This is a genomic window from Nocardioides sp., from assembly GCF_029937575.1.
In the GTDB taxonomy this organism is placed as follows: domain Bacteria; phylum Actinomycetota; class Actinomycetes; order Propionibacteriales; family Nocardioidaceae; genus Nocardioides.
Genome location: NZ_JAPYPS010000085.1, coordinates 1 through 14,825, shown reverse-complemented (window position 1 = coordinate 14,825; position 14,825 = coordinate 1). Strand labels below are relative to the sequence as shown.

Genomic DNA, 14,825 nt, shown 5'->3' with positions numbered 1-14,825 from the left:
GAAACCCAGCTCGAGGAGAAGTATGAACTCACTGCGGGTGCACGGCTCGGCCCTCTTCGAGCGCGGCGAGACCCAGATCCTCGGTGTCACCACGCTCAACATGCTGACCCTCGAGCAGAAGCTCGACACGCTCAGCCCGGAGAAGACCCGCCGCTACATGCACAAGTACGTCTTCCCGCCGTTCTCCACCGGTGAGACCGGCCGCGTCGGCTCCCCGAAGCGCCGCGAGGTCGGACACGGTGCGCTCGCGCGCCGTGCGCTCCTGCCGGTGCTGCCCAACCGCGAGACGTTCCCCTACGCCATCCGCCAGCTCTCCGAGGCGATGGGCTCCAACGGCTCCACCTCGATGGGCTCGGTCTGCGCCTCGACCCTGTCGCTGCTGCAGGCCGGAGTGCCGCTCAAGGCCCCCGTCGCCGGCATCGCGATGGGTCTCATCTCCGGCGAGGTCGACGGCGAGACGCAGTACGTCGCGCTGACCGACATCCTCGGCGCCGAGGACGCGATGGGCGACATGGACTTCAAGGTCGCCGGCACGCGCCAGTTCGTCACGGCCCTCCAGCTCGACACCAAGCTCGACGGGCTGCCCGCCGAGGTCCTGGGCGCGGCACTGACCCAGGCCCGCGACGCCCGTCTGGCGATCCTGGACGTCATGGCCGAGGCCATCGACGAGCCCGAGGAGATGTCGCTGCACGCGCCGCGCATCATCACGGTCCGCATCCCCGTCGACAAGATCGGCGAGGTCATCGGGCCGAAGGGCAAGGTCATCAACCAGATCCAGGACGACACCGGTGCGTCGCTGTCCATCGAGGACGACGGCACGATCTACATCGGTGCGACCAACGGTGAGGCCGCCGAGGCGGCGCGCGCCGCCGTCAACGCGATCGCCAACCCGACGATGCCGGAGGTCGGCGAGCGCTACCTCGGCACCGTCGTGAAGACGACCAACTTCGGTGCGTTCGTCTCGCTGCTGCCCGGCAAGGACGGACTGCTGCACATCAGCAAGCTCCGCGCCCTGGCCGGCGGCAAGCGCGTCGACGCCGTCGAGGACGTCCTGTCCGTGGGCCAGAAGATCCAGGTCCAGATCGGCGAGATCGACGACCGCGGCAAGCTGTCGCTGGTCCCGGTCGTCGACGAGGACGAGGCCGCTGAGGGCGAGTCCGCCGAGGCCGTCGACAACTGATCCACCACCGCTGACCCGTCGCACATGTGCGACGGGTCAGCGGCTGTTTTGACACCAGAACACACCGCGTCACACGGGGGAGTGCAGGTACATGGAGCAGGTCCAGCAGAAGGTCGACCAGAGGACGGGCCAGAAGGCCGGCCAGAAGGTCGGTACGACGCGCACGCTCTCGACCGTCCGCGACGACGACGGGCAGGTCACCTCTCGGGTCAAGCGCACCGTGCTTCCCGGCGGGCTGCGGGTGGTCACCGAGCAGATGGCCGGCGCGCGCTCGGCCACGATCGGCGTCTGGGTCGGTGTCGGCTCGCGCCACGAGACGTCCGCACTCCACGGTGCCTCGCACTTCCTCGAGCACCTGCTCTTCAAGGGCACCGGGGAGCGCTCGGCCCTCGACCTGTCCGTCGCCCTGGACGCGGTCGGCGGGGAGGTCAACGCCTTCACCGCCAAGGAGTACACCTGCTTCCACGCCCGGGTGCTCGACGAGGACCTCCCGCTGGCCGTCGACGTGCTGGGCGACATGATCACCAGCTCGACGATCGACCACGAGGACGTCGAGGCCGAGCGCGACGTGATCCTGGACGAGATCGCGATGCACGACGACGACCCCGACGACGTGGTGCACAACCTGTTCGCCGAGGTCGCCTGGGGCGCCGACTCGCCGCTGGGACGCTCCATCGCCGGGACCGAGGCGTCGATCACCGCGCTGGACCGGGCGCGGATCCGACGCTTCTACAAGCGCCACTACCGCCCCGACAACATGGTCGTGGCCGTGGCCGGCAACCTCGACCACGCGCGCGTCGTACGACAGGTGAAGGCGGCGTTCGGTCGGGCGGACTTCCTCGCCGGTGAGACGGCACAGTCAGCGCCGCGACCACCCAAGCGTCCGAAGGTCTCCGCGGGGCGCGCCGGGACGAGCCGACCCTTCGAGCAGGTCAACGTGGTCCTGGGGATGGAGGGGCTGCCCCGCGACCACGAGGATCGCTTCGCGCTGGGAGTTCTCAACACCGCCCTGGGAGGCGGTACGTCGAGCCGGCTGTTCCAGGAGGTCCGCGAGCGTCGCGGGCTGGCCTACTCGGTGTACTCCTTCGCGTCCCACCACGCCGAGTCCGGCCTGGTCGGGGTCGCTGTGGGCTGCCTGCCGGCCAAGCTGGACGACGTGCTGGACGTCGTGCGCCAGGAGCTCGCTCGAGTGGCCGAGGACGGCATCACTGCCGAGGAGCTGCGCATCGGCAAGGGCCAGCTCCGGGGCGGTCTCGTGCTCGGTCTGGAAGACTCGGCGTCGCGGATGTCGCGACTGGGTCGCGCCGAGCTGGTCCACGACGAGCTGCTGGACATCGACGACGTGCTCGCCCAGATCGACGCGGTGACGTTGGAGCAGGTGCGCGCGGTCGCCGCCGAGGTGTTCTCGCGGCCGGAGATCCTGGCGGTTGTGGGGCCCTGAGCTGGGGTGGGTGGGCATCTCACCGCGTTTCGACACGCTCGGTCGCGGCTTCGTCCCTCAGCCGCGCTCGCTGCTCAACGACCAGCGATCATCGCGCGCAGCGACGCGCTCGTGCCTCGCGCGTCATCTGCGCCCGATGATCCCGATCACCGGGGGTTGCTTGTTGTCGACCACCGAGACCCGGAAGCCGCCCTCACTGAGCGACGCCGAGGCCTGCTTGATCATCTTCGGGACCTGGTCGCGCCGGGTGGCCTCGAAGAAGAGGTGCACCGCGCCGCCGGGGACCACGCGCTCGTGCAGCAGGGCGATCTCGTCGGCGCAGTCGCGCACCCAGAAGAGGTTGACGTTGAAGGCGAAGACCTTGTGCAGCCGCTTGACCGGCACCCGCAGCGTGGCGAGGTCGATCTGGCGAACCGTCAGTCGACCGGCCTTCACAGCCTCCTCGTTGCGCCGCTTGGTGCGGTCGACGCCGGACTCGGAGCGGTCGATGGCGAAGAGCTTGCCGGTCTCGAGGCGACTGCAGATGAGCTCGGCTGCTGCGCCCGCGCCACAGCCGATCTCGAGCAGCTGATCGGATGGTTGGGGGTCCATGAAGTCAACCGCCCACCGGATCCGCGCCGGAATCGTCTGTGCGACCATGCCCACACCCTGCCAGAACCACACTGGTGTAGCACTCACCGACCGTCCGTTTGTGCCGACCGCGCCCACGAGCCTCGCCACGATCTTCTAAGGTCGCGGTGTGCCGACAACGATGCGAGTGGGAGTCCTGGGAGCGCGAGGCAAGGTCGGGACGGAGATCTGCCGTGCCGTGGAGGCCACGGACGGGCTCGTCCTGGTCGCTCAGATCGACGTGGGTGACGACCTCCAGACGCTGGTCGACACCGATACCGAGGTGGTCGTGGACTTCACCCACCCGGACGCCGTCATGGACCACCTGGAGTTCTGCGTGGCGCACGGGATCCACGCCGTGGTCGGCACCACCGGCTTCGACGGACCGCGACTGCAACGACTGCGGGAGATCCTGGGGGCCGATCCCGAGACCGGCATCCTGGTCGCGCCCAACTTCTCGATCGGCGCCTTGCTGATGATGCGCTTCGCCGCGCTCGCCGCGCGTCACTTCGAGTCGGTCGAGATCGTCGAGCTGCACCACCCGCACAAGGCCGACGCGCCCTCCGGGACCGCACGCCGTACGGCGGAGCTGGTCGGCGCCGCGCGCCGCGAGGCGGGCCTCGAGCCGGCCCCCGACGCGACCTCGACCTCGCTCGACGGAGCGCGCGGAGCGGTCGTCGACGCCGTGCCCGTGCACTCCCTGAGGATCAGCGGCCTCGTGGCCCACCAGGAGGTCCTGCTCGGCGGTGCGGGGGAGACGTTGACGATCCGCCACGACTCGTTGTCGCGCGAGTCGTTCGCGCCGGGAGTGCTGGCCGCCGTACGAGCCATCGAATCCCGCCCGGGACTCACGGTGGGCCTCGAGAACCTCATCGATCTCGGGTAGCGCCCGACGCGCACCGGCCCGAATTCGGGTTCGGTTGCACGTTTGTGCGTTGCACAAACCTGCGGCGGCGCATAGGTGTGACTCGGCGTCACACGAGGGCACAGTCGGCCACGACGTCGCCCGACGGGTGAGGCGATGCACCGACGAGAGGTTCATGATGCGGAAAACCCTGGGTCTGGCCGCGGCAGCAGTACTGACCGCCGGCACGCTCGGAGTCCAGCCCACCACGGCGACGGCGTCGCCGGCTGCGTCCCGGGTCGGTGCGGCCGACCCGTCGGCCGCGGCCGACGCGGCGCTCAGGGCGCTGGCCGAGCGACCGGGCCTCGCCCGGGTCGCCAAGGGTGTGGAGCAGGAGGTGGAGCGTCGGGTCGAGCAGGAGCTGAGCGTCACCGACACGATGCTCGACCGCGACGGCTCCTCCCACGTGCGGATGGAGCGGACCTACCGTGGTCTGCCGGTGCTGGGCGGTGACCTGGTCGTCCACCAGAGCGCTGCCTCCCAGCTGCAGGGCGTCAGCCAGACCCTCGAGGCGCCGATCACCGTCTCGGCCACCCCCAAGCTGGCCGCGACGCGGGCCGCGACCCGTGCAGTCTCGACCGGCAAGGCAGCCACCACGATCAAGAGGCTGCGCCCCGCTGACGCCGAGCCTCAGCTCGTCGTCGACGCGCTGGGTGCCAAGCCGCGACTGGCCTGGGCGATCCAGACCAAGGGCCGTCAGGCCGACGGCACCCCGAGCCGACTGACGACGTACGTCGACGCTCGCAACGGCGCCGTGCTGCGTCGCGTCGAGGGCATTCACACCGCCGACGGCGAGGGCAACTCGCTCTACAGCGGCACCGTGCCGATCTCCGTCACCGCGAGCGGCGGATCGTTCACGCTCACCGACGCCGCGCACGGCAACGCCAGGACCACCGACATGCAGAACGGCACCGACGGCTTCCTGTGCACGCTGCTGGGCTTCGGCTGCACCAACGGTGTCACCTACACCAGCCCGGACAACGTATTCGGCAACGGCACGAACGCCAACCGGGAGTCGGCTGCCGTCGACGCCCACTACGGCGGGGCGATGACCTACGACTACTACGACCAGGTCCTGGGTCGCGACGGCATCTTCGGCGACGGCACCGGGGCGCCCAGCCGCGTGCACTACGGCAGCAACTACGTCAACGCCTTCTGGGACGGCGAGAAGATGACGTACGGCGACGGCGACGGCAGCTCCTTCGGGCCGTTGGTCTCGCTCGACGTCGCCGGTCACGAGATGTCGCACGGCGTCACCGAGAACACCGCCGGGCTCGTCTACTCCGGTGAGTCGGGCGGCCTCAACGAGGCCACCTCCGACATCTTCGGCACCATGGTCGAGTTCTACGCCGACAACGCCGAGGACCCGGCCGACTACTTCATCGGCGAGGAGTTCGACCTCGCCAACGGTGAAGGCTTCCGTCGGATGGACAACCCGTCCCTGGACGGCTCCTCGCAGAGCTGCTACGCCTCCGACACCGACAGTGTGGACGTGCACTACTCCTCCGGTGTCGGCAACCACTTCTACTACCTCCTGGCGGAGGGGTCGGGTGCCAAGACCATCGGTGGCAAGCAGCACAGCTCACCCACCTGCAACGGCTCGTCGGTCAGCGGGATCGGCCGTGACGCCGCTCAGCAGATCTGGTTCCGGGCCTTGACGACGTACTTCACCTCGGGCACGACGTACGCCCAGGCGCGCACCGGCACCCTCAGCGCCGCGGCGGACCTCTACGGTCAGGGCAGCGCCGAGCGTGCCGCAGTCGCTGCGGCGTGGAGCGCTGTCAACGTCGGCTGATCGCTCGTCGCACCCACTGACGGGAGGCCCGCGCCGGACGGAACCGGCGCGGGTCTCCTCCTGTCGTGGTGGGCAGCTCGCTGCTTGGTACGGCTAGCCGCCGAGCTGGCTGTCGAAGAGCGCCGCCTCTGCCTCGTCATTCCACGTGTCGCCAGGTGACAGCTTCTCCGCGACGGCCGGCAGACTCTCCTTGAGCTCGTCGAGGCCCATCAGGGGCAGGTCGTGGATCTGGGGGAAGATCAGGACCTTTCCGGAGTAGCTGCCGTCGACCAGAGCCTGGAGGCCGTCCTTGGCGGCCCGCATGCCGCCGACGGCGCCCACGATGGACCCGGGGGAGAGGTCGCCCCGGCTGGCGAGGTCGACCACCTGCTGCTGATCATGGATGGTCAAGCCGGAGGTCCCGGTGTACTGGGCGTTGTCCAGGTAGACCGCGCTCAGGTTCAACGGCGCCAGGGTCCCGTTCGGCACGCCGGCGAAGAAGACCAGCATGCCGTCGGGCTTCATGAGAGTGTCGGCCTCGGCCATCACGCCGGCGATCGGGACGCTGACCACCACGTCGTCGGCCCCCTGGCCGTCGGTGATCCCCATGACGAAGTCGTGCAGGGACGTCTGCGCGGTCTGGGAGTTGAAGGTGATCAGCTCGCAGTCGTTGCTCCGGGCCAGGTGGGCCAGCCGCTCCTCGAGGCTCTTCAGACGCTCGTCGCTCACTTCCGTGGCGATGATCGTGCTGGGGCCGTCGGGCTGCTGGATGGCGCGTTGGACGTGCATCAACCCCATGGGGCCGCCGGCGCCCACGAAGACCGTGGTGCCCTTGGCGCGCAGGTCGCAGCGGTTGCGCGCCTCCCCGTAGGAGTCGGCGATGTCTGGCCCCGGTCCGCCGAGGTAGGCGGTGTAGTCGTAGTGCAGACGTCCCACGTCGGTGTCCACCAGGCCGTCCAGGGCGGTCTCGCCCACCAGGTTGAGGGTGCCCCGCCGGGCGATGTGCTTGGCCACGGCACCCACGGTTGCCGCCGAACGGGGGTCGAGCATGACGACGTCGTCGAAGCCGGCGCCGTCCGTCAGCTCGTCCACCAGCGCTTGGTAGTCATCGGTCCCGATGCCGTCGCGCACGATCTTCCGGGCCGAGGTGTGCTCCAGCAGCTGGCGCACCGAGTCGGGTACGTCGGTCATCACGATGGTGGCCGGGGCGTCCAGACCAGTGGTGAACTCGTAGTCCCGCTCGTCCCCGGGCCGGCCGTTGATCCACATGGTGCCGCCGGACTTGGGCTCGAGGCGGCGACGCTGGGTGTAGGCCGCCATCACACACCCCCACGGCTCCAGCGTCGAGGCCTCGGCGTACCCCATGGTGTCGGGCAGTGGCAGCAAGCAGGCACCGTCGTCGGTGTCGAGCATCTCCGAGCCCATCAGGTGGTACTGGATCAGCCCCCCGGGGATGGTGTAGCCGTAGGCCGTGCTCTTGCCGTCCTGGTAGATGTCGGGCTGCACGGCCAGCCGCTGGCCGGCGTGGTACCGGTCCTGGAGGTTGTCGCCGACCTCGATGACCGTGAGGCTGACCTCGTGGCCCAGCCTGGTGGGCTCCTGGGACAGGTCGCGGTTGTAGAGCTTGGGGTGGCTGCCACCTGCGCGCAGGATCTTCACGTCGGAGAAGCAGAGTCCGACGCTGTCGATCCGGACCAGCATCTGGTCGGCATCGGGTCGGGGGACGGGCAGCAGCTCGGGTTGGTCGTCCTTGCCCATGTTCTCCGCGCCCGCGCCGTACACGTTCCACGCCCAGCTCCCTTCCGGCAGGTCGAGCTCGGCCGCGCGGTACTGGTTGTAGAGCTTCATTCGTCGTGTCCTCCACGTCGTCGTGCCAGCAGTAGGGGTCACCGGCTGTCTCGGCGGGTGGTGCGGCGCTGATCCAGCGAGTGGTGATGTGACCAACCCTACAGCATTCGTGTGGGATCAAGTTGAAACGTGTGGGTTTAAACCATTGACACGGGCGCTTTCCGGCAGATACAAAGGCATTCACAGATTCAGTGATCTCGGTCACAGACTTCGAGGAAGGTGCCTCATGGCAACCACGCAGCAGGCTCCGAGGGGAGCGCGAGTTCACGTCCAGAAGTTCGGGACGTTCTTGTCCAACATGGTCATGCCCAACATCGGGGCGTTCATCGCGTGGGGCCTGATCACCGCGCTGTTCATCGAGAAGGGCTGGCTCAACTGGGGTGGCTCCGGCGGGCTCGCCCCCGACAGCTGGGTGGCGGAGATCGGCGGCTGGGGTGACTTCGACGGCGGCGGCATCGTCGGCCCGATGATCACCTACCTGCTGCCGCTGCTGATCGGCTACACCGGCGGCAAGATGACCTACGAGGCCAGCCCCGCACGAGGTGGTGTCGTCGGAGCCATCGCCACGATGGGCGTGATCGCCGGCACGGACATCCCGATGTTCATGGGCGCCATGATCATGGGCCCGCTCGGCGGATGGTCCATCCGACGCGTCGACGCCATCTGGGACGGGAAGATCAAGCCCGGCTTCGAGATGCTCGTCAACAACTTCGCCGCCGGCATCTGGGGCGGCATCCTGGCCACCTTCGGGTTCTTCGTGATGAGCCCCGTCGTGAAGTGGATCGCCGACCGGCTCTCCGACGGGATCGACTTCCTGGTCTCCAACAACCTGCTGCCCTTCACGTCGATCATCATCGAGCCCGCGAAGGTGCTGTTCCTGAACAACGCGCTCAACCACGGCGTTCTGACACCGCTGGGGACCAACGAGGCCGTCGAGAACGGCAAGTCGGTCCTCTTCCTCCTGGAGGCCAACCCGGCCGCCGGTCTGGGCCTTCTGCTTGCGATCTCGGTCTTCGGCAAGGGCATGGCGAAGGCATCGGCCCCCGGGGCCGTGATCATCCACTTCTTCGGCGGGATCCACGAGATCTACTTCCCCTACGTGCTGATGAAGCCCAAGCTGATCCTGGCCATGATCGCCGGCGGCATGACGCAGATCTTCATCAACGTGGTCTTCTCATCCGGTCTGCGCGCCCCCGCAGCGCCGGGCTCGATCATCGCCGTCCTCGCCCAGACCCCGGGCGGGAGCGTGGTCGGAGTGCTGCTCTCGGTCGTCGGCGGTGCGACGGTGACCTTCCTGGTGGCCGCACTGATCCTCAAGACCGACCGCAGCGAGGACGCCGAGGACGAGCTCGTCTCCGCCACGGCCAAGATGGAGTCCTTGAAGGGCAGGGCGTCCTCGGTCTCGAGCGCCCTGCTCGGCTCCGCGACCGCCGCGACCTCCGGTCCGATCCGCTCGATCGTCTTCGCCTGCGACGCCGGCATGGGCTCCTCGGCGATGGGCGCCTCGGTGCTGCGCAAGAAGGTCGAGGCCGCCGGATTCAACGACGTCACCGTGGTCAACCAGGCGATCTCCAACCTCAGCGACACCTACGACCTCGTCGTCACCCACCGCGACCTCACAGACCGGGCCAAGCAGCGCACGGGCTCCGCGGTGCACGTCTCGGTGGACAACTTCATGAACAGCCCGCGCTACGACGAGATCGTGGAGCTGCTGCAGCGCACCAACACCGACGGGTCTCACGCCGCGGCCTCCGTCTCGGCGGGCGACACGATCCCTGCTCCCGCCAAGGGGACGCCGCCGGGCTCGTTGCTGGACCCGGAGTCCGTGGTGCTCGATGCGGCCACGGAGAGTCGTGACCTGGCCATCACCCGCGCCGGTGAGCTGCTGGTCGCTGCGGGTGCGGTGGACGCGTCGTACGTCGAGGCCATGCACGCCCGCGAGACGTCGGTCTCGACGTACATGGGCAACCTCCTGGCCATCCCGCACGGCACCAACGAGGCCAAGTCGGCGATCCGTCGCTCGGCGATCTCGTTCGTCCGCTACTCCGACGGCATCGAGTGGAACGGCAAGCCGGTGAAGTTCGTCATCGGCATCGCCGGTCAGGGCGACGACCACCTGGCTCTGCTGCGACGCATCGCCGAGGTCTTCGTCGACAAGGAGCAGGTCGCCCGGCTCGAGGCCGCGCGCACCACCGGCGAGGTGCTCGAGGTGCTCGGGGTGGTCCAACCCGCCTGAGCGACCACGCTCGTCGTACGACGGCCCGTCAGACCCTCGTGGTCGGACGGGCCGTCGCACGTCGGGTGGCTCTCGGTCGGGCCCGCCGCCGTGGCCTCACAGGAGCCGGACGAGCGCGGCGACGCCAGCGGCGCCGAAGACGACGACGAGGAACGGTGCACGCAGCATCAGCAGACCCACCGCCGCCGCCAGCGCGACGGCCCGGGCGTCCAGCACCAGCGATCCGCCGTCGGTGGCGAAGACCTGCACGGCGATCAGCGCCGCGAGCAGAGCCACCGGCAACAGGTCGGCGACCCGCGCCACCAGCGGACGGGTGAGGACCCGATCGGGCACCGAGAGGCCGGCGAGCTTGAGCAGGTAGCAGCCCACCCCCGCCCCGACCACGGCAGCCCAGGTCATGTCCGGCTGCCCGTCGGTCGTCCGGCGAGGGCGCCGACGAGCACGGCGACACCTCCGGCCACCAGGACCGGAACCCCCGCGGCGGTGAACGGCACCGCGCCGATCGCCACCGCCGCCGCGAGGAGCGCCACGACGCGCGGGAGCGGCTGGTCGAGACGAGGCCACAGCAGCGCCAGGAAGGCGGCGCCCACAGCCGCGTCCAGACCGTAGCTGCGCGGGTCGCCCAGGGTGCTCCCGGCGAGGGCGCCGAGGAAGGTCGCGAGATTCCACAGGACGAAGATCGACCCGCCGGTCGTGAGAAAACCGATCCGCGCGTCGGCACGAGAGTCGCGGGTGAGGGACATCGCCGTGGACTCGTCGATCACCAGGTGAGCGGCGCCGAGCCGGGCGCCCCCGCGGTAGCCGAGCAACGGGGCGAGGCGTAGCCCGTAGAGCGTGTTGCGACTCCCCAGGAGAAGGGCGGTCAGGGCGCCGGCGAAGGGGGAGCCTCCCGCCGCCAGGACGCCGGCGAAGGCGAACTGCGAGGCGCCGGTGAACACCAGGAGCGAGAGCGCGCACGTCTGTGCGACGTCGAGGCCGGAGCTCACGCCCACGGCGCCGAAGGAGAGACCGTAGGTCCCGGTGGCCAGGCCCACGGCGAGGCTGTCACGGACGATCGTCCGCTGCTGGGACTCCACCGAGCGTGCCGCCCTCAGGAGAGGGCGGTGTGGAGCCGCACCTGCTTGACCAGCGTCGAGCCGCTGCCGTCGAGGTCGAGCTCGCGGTGCGCGGAGTCCGGCCCCCACCCGGCGCTGGTCAGGAAGGCGCGGCGTGCGTCGTCGCCGACGATCGTCCAGCTGACGGCGCGGGTGAAGCGGTCGGCCACCAGGGTGTCGGCCACCGCCTGGAGCAGGCGGGATCCGTGTCCCTTGCCCAGCTCTCCGGGTACGACGCTCAGCTCGGCGAGCTCGCCGTCGGACACGGGGTCGCAGTCCGGGTCGGCGGCCGGTGCGGTCACGGCGAAGCCGACGACGCGGTTGCGCTCGAGAGCGACCAGCACCCGGTTGCGGGCGTCCTCGGGCCGGGTCATCGACGTGCGCCACGCCTCCGCGAGCGGGGCCGCGTCCTGGGGGAGAGCCTCGGGCGGCAGCAGGTCGCCGTACTGCTCGCGCCAGGCCTGCACCTGCACGGCGGCGATGGCGTCGGCGTCGTCGCCCCACGCGATCCGCACGGAGACGTCGGCGGTCGGTCCGGTGCCGGTGGAGGTGCTCATGGCCGTGACTCTAACTGGGTGTGTCCCTATTCGGGCCACACTGACTTCCCTTGACCGCCGCCCCATCCGGGGCGGTGGTTCTTGGTTGTCATCCGACCGCCACCAGCTGGTGGGCTTCCATCGGTTCCGACCCAGGGCCCCTTCATGTAGCGGAGTGGCGGTCGGCTCTACGGCCCGGTCCATCCAGGCGCGGACACACTGATGCGTGTGTCAGGCAGCCGCGGGTAGCGGCGGAGAAGGCTTGGTCCCCGAAGGCTGCGCGGGCGGGGTGTATCGGGCCAGGTTGACCGCCGCGTTGAGGTCGCGGTCGATGACCAGGCCGCACGCGCCGCATTCGTAGACCCGGTCCGCGAGGGTCAGGTCAGCCCTCACCGTTCCGCAGGCGGAGCAGGTCTTCGACGACGGGAACCAACGGTCCGCGACGATGAGTTCGGTGCCGTACCAGGCGGACTTGTACTCGAGCTGGCGGCGGAGCTCACCGAACCCGGCGTCGGAGATGTGCCGCGCGAGTTTGCGGTTGCGGAGCATGCCGGCGGCGTTGAGGTCCTCGATCACCACCACCGCAGAGCCCTTCGCGAGCTCGGAGGAGATCGAGTGCAGCAGCGCCTTCCTAACCGCCGCGACCCGGCCGTGCATCCTGCCCAGACGTCGTGCTGCCCTGCGCCGACCCTCGGAGTCCCGCTTGGTTCTCGCGAGAGCTTGGTTGGCCAGCTTCAGGCGTGCCTGGGCTTGCTGTAGTGCTTTCACCCCCTCCCAGACCTGGAACTGATTGCCGTGCTCGTCGGCAGCGACGGCGAGGGTCTTCACACCGACGTCGAGGCCGACCCGGGACTGGGTGCGCCCGGCTGCGCCCGGGTTGCGGCGCTGGTGGTGCAGGACTGCTGCGACACCGGTGACGGTCACGGTCCATCGACCGCGCTCGAACCGGAACGAGGCGGCATAGGCGTGGAATCGGCCCGATCCGAGCATTCTGCGGAGCTGGCGGGTGTTCTCCCGGACGCGGAGCTCGCCGAGCTTCGGGAACCGCACCGTGCGCGGCCCGGTTGGCCGCACGGACGGCGCTGCGCCCTCCCGGTACTTGGACCGCAGACGGAACGTCGGGGCGGTGCGGTGCCGGGATTTGAACCGTGGAAATCCAGCCGCTTTGCCGGCTCTGGCACCCTTCCTCGAGTCGGACCAGTTCTTCAACGCCTGCGCGGCGTTCACCGACGCTGTCTCGAACACGTCGGTGGACACCTCACCACGCCAGGGGAGGCCCCGGACGACGGTGCCGTCGTCGAGGACCTCGACTCTGGCATCGGGTGCACGGCCATCTTTCCACGCGTTCATCTCGTTGATGAAGGACACCTTTGACCACGACAGCGCTGGCGTCAGATCTGCTTCCGCCACCCCGTAGGACCGTTCGGCGGCGCGCTGGTCGAGGTTGGCTTTCACTCGGCCGATGTGGTGGTTGAACGCCAACCGGGACGCGCCGGCGTGCGCGAAGAGGCGGTGGTGCTGCTCATCGTTCACGTCGAGGGTGAACTTGAACGTCGTCGCACGCGTCAAGGGCACACCGGTGTGCGACACGAGAGTGTCAGCGGATCCGGTAGCAGCGGGCACGAACCGATGGTGCCGCCCGGCACCGACAGTGCCGCCAATTGGGCACACGACCTCGGACCTCGGACGGCCGGGGCAGTGTCGCTACGAGTCCGCGGCGGCGCGGTGGATCCCCAAGAAGTTCCGCAACACCTCAGCGCCTTCGGTTGAGACCTGATCATCTGGGCGTATGAAGGTCGCAGGCGTCACTATCACGCGCTGCTCGTCCACTCCGACCTTGCCTTGTCGCGTGCGCTGCACAATCCGTCGGCGGCCGTTGTCGACGTATCCGACCTTACGACTGACCGCTGACGAAGCGTGGTTGCCCACGATGTAGCCGGACTCGCACCGGCCCGCGTCCAGCTCGTCGAACGCGAGCCCGACAACGAGCTGCCGCATCAGCGTGCCGGTGCCCATCCCTTGGTGAGCTCTCCCCAGCCACGAGCCAGTCATGACATGGCGCGCTTGCGCGAAGTCCTTCGCGTGCAGGTCCTGCATACCGACGAGATCTCCATCGCGACGGACGGTCAAGGCGAGGCGCCACTCGTCGGGTGCGAACGTCGCCCTCTGCGTCCACCACCATCCCAGCGAGGTCGTAGGGAAGCCGTCAGGACATCCTGGCGCGAAGGGCTCCTCGTGCCAGGCATTGAGGAAGGGCATCGGCAGACCAGGAACCTGGATGCCGCCGCGGATGAGTTCGACGAGTTCAGGGAGGTCTTCGTCGCGCAGGACCCTGAGCTCCAGGGGGCCGCAGGAGATCCTCAGCGCGAACGGGGGGAAGACTTCCTCCAGGGTGAGCATGCTGCATCCTTTCCGAGGGCACGTGCTTGTGAACAGAGGCTTTCTTGATGCAGCAGCCGTCGTGGGCTGCGAAGCGCGCGGGTGGTCGGGCTATTACTCTGCGATTCGGACCGTCGGTGGGCCCTCCGCGACGGCGGACAGGTGTCGAAGGGTGGTCGCGACGCACGCGATTTGCAGCCACCCGGTGGCCGACGCGGTGGTGTTCTCGAACGACTTGGCCAATCGGCGGGCGCGTCCGAGCCGGCCATGGGCGACCTCTACGCGCCACGCGTGCCGGATGGGCCGGAATACCGGCTGCTTGTCCTCCCAGCCGACCCGGCGAACCTCGACACCGTGCGCACGACCCAGGTTTCGACCCGCTGCCGCGGTGACTCCCCTATCCACGAGTACCAACTCGAGGCGCCCCGTCACGTCCTGGTCGGCCAAGTGTTCCAGCATCAGGTCACTGGCGCGGTTCTCGTGCGTGGACGCGGGCACCACCAGCGCGCCTAGCGGGAGGCCGGTCACGTCCACCGCCACGACTCGCTTGGCGCCCTTCGTCCGACCATAGGGACCGCCTCGGTCGTGGAAGGTGGCGCCGCCGCTCGACGCTCCGCGAGCTAGATGAGTGTCGATGACAACCATCGAGGGCCTCGCCTCGGCGCGACCGTTCGCTCGCCGTGCTGCCGTGTGCAACACGGTGAGGGCGCACGCCCAGGTGCCGTTGCGCGACCAGCGGCGGAACTGCGACCACACCCGAGTCCAAGGACCGAAGGACTCCGGCAGGTAGCGCCACTGGCACCCGGTCTGGGAGATGTAGAGCA

At 69.1% G+C, this 14,825-nt stretch carries 13 protein-coding genes; 5 read left to right on the top strand and 8 right to left on the bottom strand.

The genetic code is table 11. The annotated features are described in order from the left end of the window. Positions 1 to 1,180, top strand: a 1,180-nt coding sequence (locus Q1K33_RS18910) for a polyribonucleotide nucleotidyltransferase (RefSeq protein WP_300406301.1), incomplete at its 5' end; no start/stop codon positions are given. 91 nt (positions 1,181 to 1,271) lie between these two features. Next, on the top strand, positions 1,272 to 2,621 hold the full coding sequence (locus tag Q1K33_RS18905; RefSeq protein ID WP_300406300.1) for a pitrilysin family protein: 1,350 nt from the start codon (positions 1,272 to 1,274) through the stop codon (positions 2,619 to 2,621). A 123-nt stretch (positions 2,622 to 2,744) separates the two neighbouring features. Here Q1K33_RS18905 and Q1K33_RS18900 read toward each other — a convergent pair whose 3' ends face one another. Further along, positions 2,745 to 3,260 carry a class I SAM-dependent methyltransferase gene (locus tag Q1K33_RS18900; RefSeq protein ID WP_300406299.1) on the bottom strand — a complete coding sequence of 172 codons (516 nt, stop codon included), beginning with the start codon at positions 3,258 to 3,260 and terminating at the stop codon, positions 2,745 to 2,747. Positions 3,261 to 3,372: 112 nt separating this feature from the next. Here Q1K33_RS18900 and dapB point away from each other — a divergent pair, with 112 nt between their 5' ends. Then, positions 3,373 to 4,116, top strand: coding sequence for a 4-hydroxy-tetrahydrodipicolinate reductase (gene dapB / locus Q1K33_RS18895; protein ID WP_300406302.1), 744 nt, complete (start codon positions 3,373 to 3,375; stop codon positions 4,114 to 4,116). Between the two features lie 154 nt (positions 4,117 to 4,270). Next, a complete protein-coding gene (locus Q1K33_RS18890; protein ID WP_300406298.1) occupies positions 4,271 to 5,929 on the top strand; it encodes a M4 family metallopeptidase in 1,659 nt (552 codons plus the stop codon). 93 nt (positions 5,930 to 6,022) lie between these two features. Here Q1K33_RS18890 and Q1K33_RS18885 read toward each other — a convergent pair whose 3' ends face one another. Then, positions 6,023 to 7,756 carry an alcohol dehydrogenase catalytic domain-containing protein gene (locus tag Q1K33_RS18885; protein WP_300406297.1) on the bottom strand — a complete coding sequence of 578 codons (1,734 nt, stop codon included), beginning with the start codon at positions 7,754 to 7,756 and terminating at the stop codon, positions 6,023 to 6,025. 226 nt (positions 7,757 to 7,982) lie between these two features. On the opposite strand from Q1K33_RS18885, the gene Q1K33_RS18880 reads away from it, so the two are divergent. Beyond that, positions 7,983 to 9,992, top strand: coding sequence for a PTS mannitol transporter subunit IICBA (locus Q1K33_RS18880; RefSeq protein ID WP_300406296.1), 2,010 nt, complete (start codon positions 7,983 to 7,985; stop codon positions 9,990 to 9,992). Positions 9,993 to 10,088: 96 nt separating this feature from the next. Here the strand turns inward: Q1K33_RS18880 and Q1K33_RS18875 are convergent, their stop codons facing one another. The 6 genes from Q1K33_RS18875 to Q1K33_RS18850 form a co-directional block, all read right to left on the bottom strand. Then, on the bottom strand, positions 10,089 to 10,391 hold the full coding sequence (locus tag Q1K33_RS18875; protein WP_300406295.1) for an AzlD domain-containing protein: 303 nt from the start codon (positions 10,389 to 10,391) through the stop codon (positions 10,089 to 10,091). After that, positions 10,388 to 11,068 carry an AzlC family ABC transporter permease gene (locus Q1K33_RS18870; protein WP_300406294.1) on the bottom strand — a complete coding sequence of 227 codons (681 nt, stop codon included), beginning with the start codon at positions 11,066 to 11,068 and terminating at the stop codon, positions 10,388 to 10,390. The genes Q1K33_RS18875 and Q1K33_RS18870 overlap by 4 nt, the downstream gene beginning before the upstream one ends. Positions 11,069 to 11,082: 14 nt before the next feature. Further along, a complete protein-coding gene (locus Q1K33_RS18865; RefSeq protein ID WP_300406293.1) occupies positions 11,083 to 11,643 on the bottom strand; it encodes a GNAT family N-acetyltransferase in 561 nt (186 codons plus the stop codon). A gap of 210 nt (positions 11,644 to 11,853) precedes the next feature. After that, on the bottom strand, positions 11,854 to 13,245 hold the full coding sequence (gene tnpB / locus Q1K33_RS18860) for an IS607 family element RNA-guided endonuclease TnpB (protein ID WP_300406292.1): 1,392 nt from the start codon (positions 13,243 to 13,245) through the stop codon (positions 11,854 to 11,856). An 81-nt stretch (positions 13,246 to 13,326) separates the two neighbouring features. Further along, positions 13,327 to 14,022, bottom strand: coding sequence for a GNAT family protein (locus tag Q1K33_RS18855; RefSeq protein WP_300406291.1), 696 nt, complete (start codon positions 14,020 to 14,022; stop codon positions 13,327 to 13,329). A 93-nt stretch (positions 14,023 to 14,115) separates the two neighbouring features. Then, the coding region (locus tag Q1K33_RS18850; RefSeq protein WP_300406290.1) for an IS5 family transposase at positions 14,116 to 14,825 on the bottom strand (710 nt) is incomplete at its 5' end.

Bases quoted from the DNA above. Each gene is read 5' to 3' on its own strand.
- Q1K33_RS18905 (WP_300406300.1), top strand. From the start codon at position 1,272: ATGGAGCAGGTCCAGCAGAAGGTCGACCAGAGGACGGGCCAGAAGGCC.
- Q1K33_RS18900 (WP_300406299.1), bottom strand. From the start codon at position 3,260: ATGGTCGCACAGACGATTCCGGCGCGGATCCGGTGGGCGGTTGACTTC.
- dapB (WP_300406302.1), top strand. From the start codon at position 3,373: ATGCGAGTGGGAGTCCTGGGAGCGCGAGGCAAGGTCGGGACGGAGATC.
- Q1K33_RS18890 (WP_300406298.1), top strand. From the start codon at position 4,271: ATGATGCGGAAAACCCTGGGTCTGGCCGCGGCAGCAGTACTGACCGCC.
- Q1K33_RS18885 (WP_300406297.1), bottom strand. From the start codon at position 7,756: ATGAAGCTCTACAACCAGTACCGCGCGGCCGAGCTCGACCTGCCGGAA.
- Q1K33_RS18880 (WP_300406296.1), top strand. From the start codon at position 7,983: ATGGCAACCACGCAGCAGGCTCCGAGGGGAGCGCGAGTTCACGTCCAG.
- Q1K33_RS18875 (WP_300406295.1), bottom strand. From the start codon at position 10,391: ATGACCTGGGCTGCCGTGGTCGGGGCGGGGGTGGGCTGCTACCTGCTC.
- Q1K33_RS18865 (WP_300406293.1), bottom strand. From the start codon at position 11,643: ATGAGCACCTCCACCGGCACCGGACCGACCGCCGACGTCTCCGTGCGG.
- Q1K33_RS18855 (WP_300406291.1), bottom strand. From the start codon at position 14,022: ATGCTCACCCTGGAGGAAGTCTTCCCCCCGTTCGCGCTGAGGATCTCC.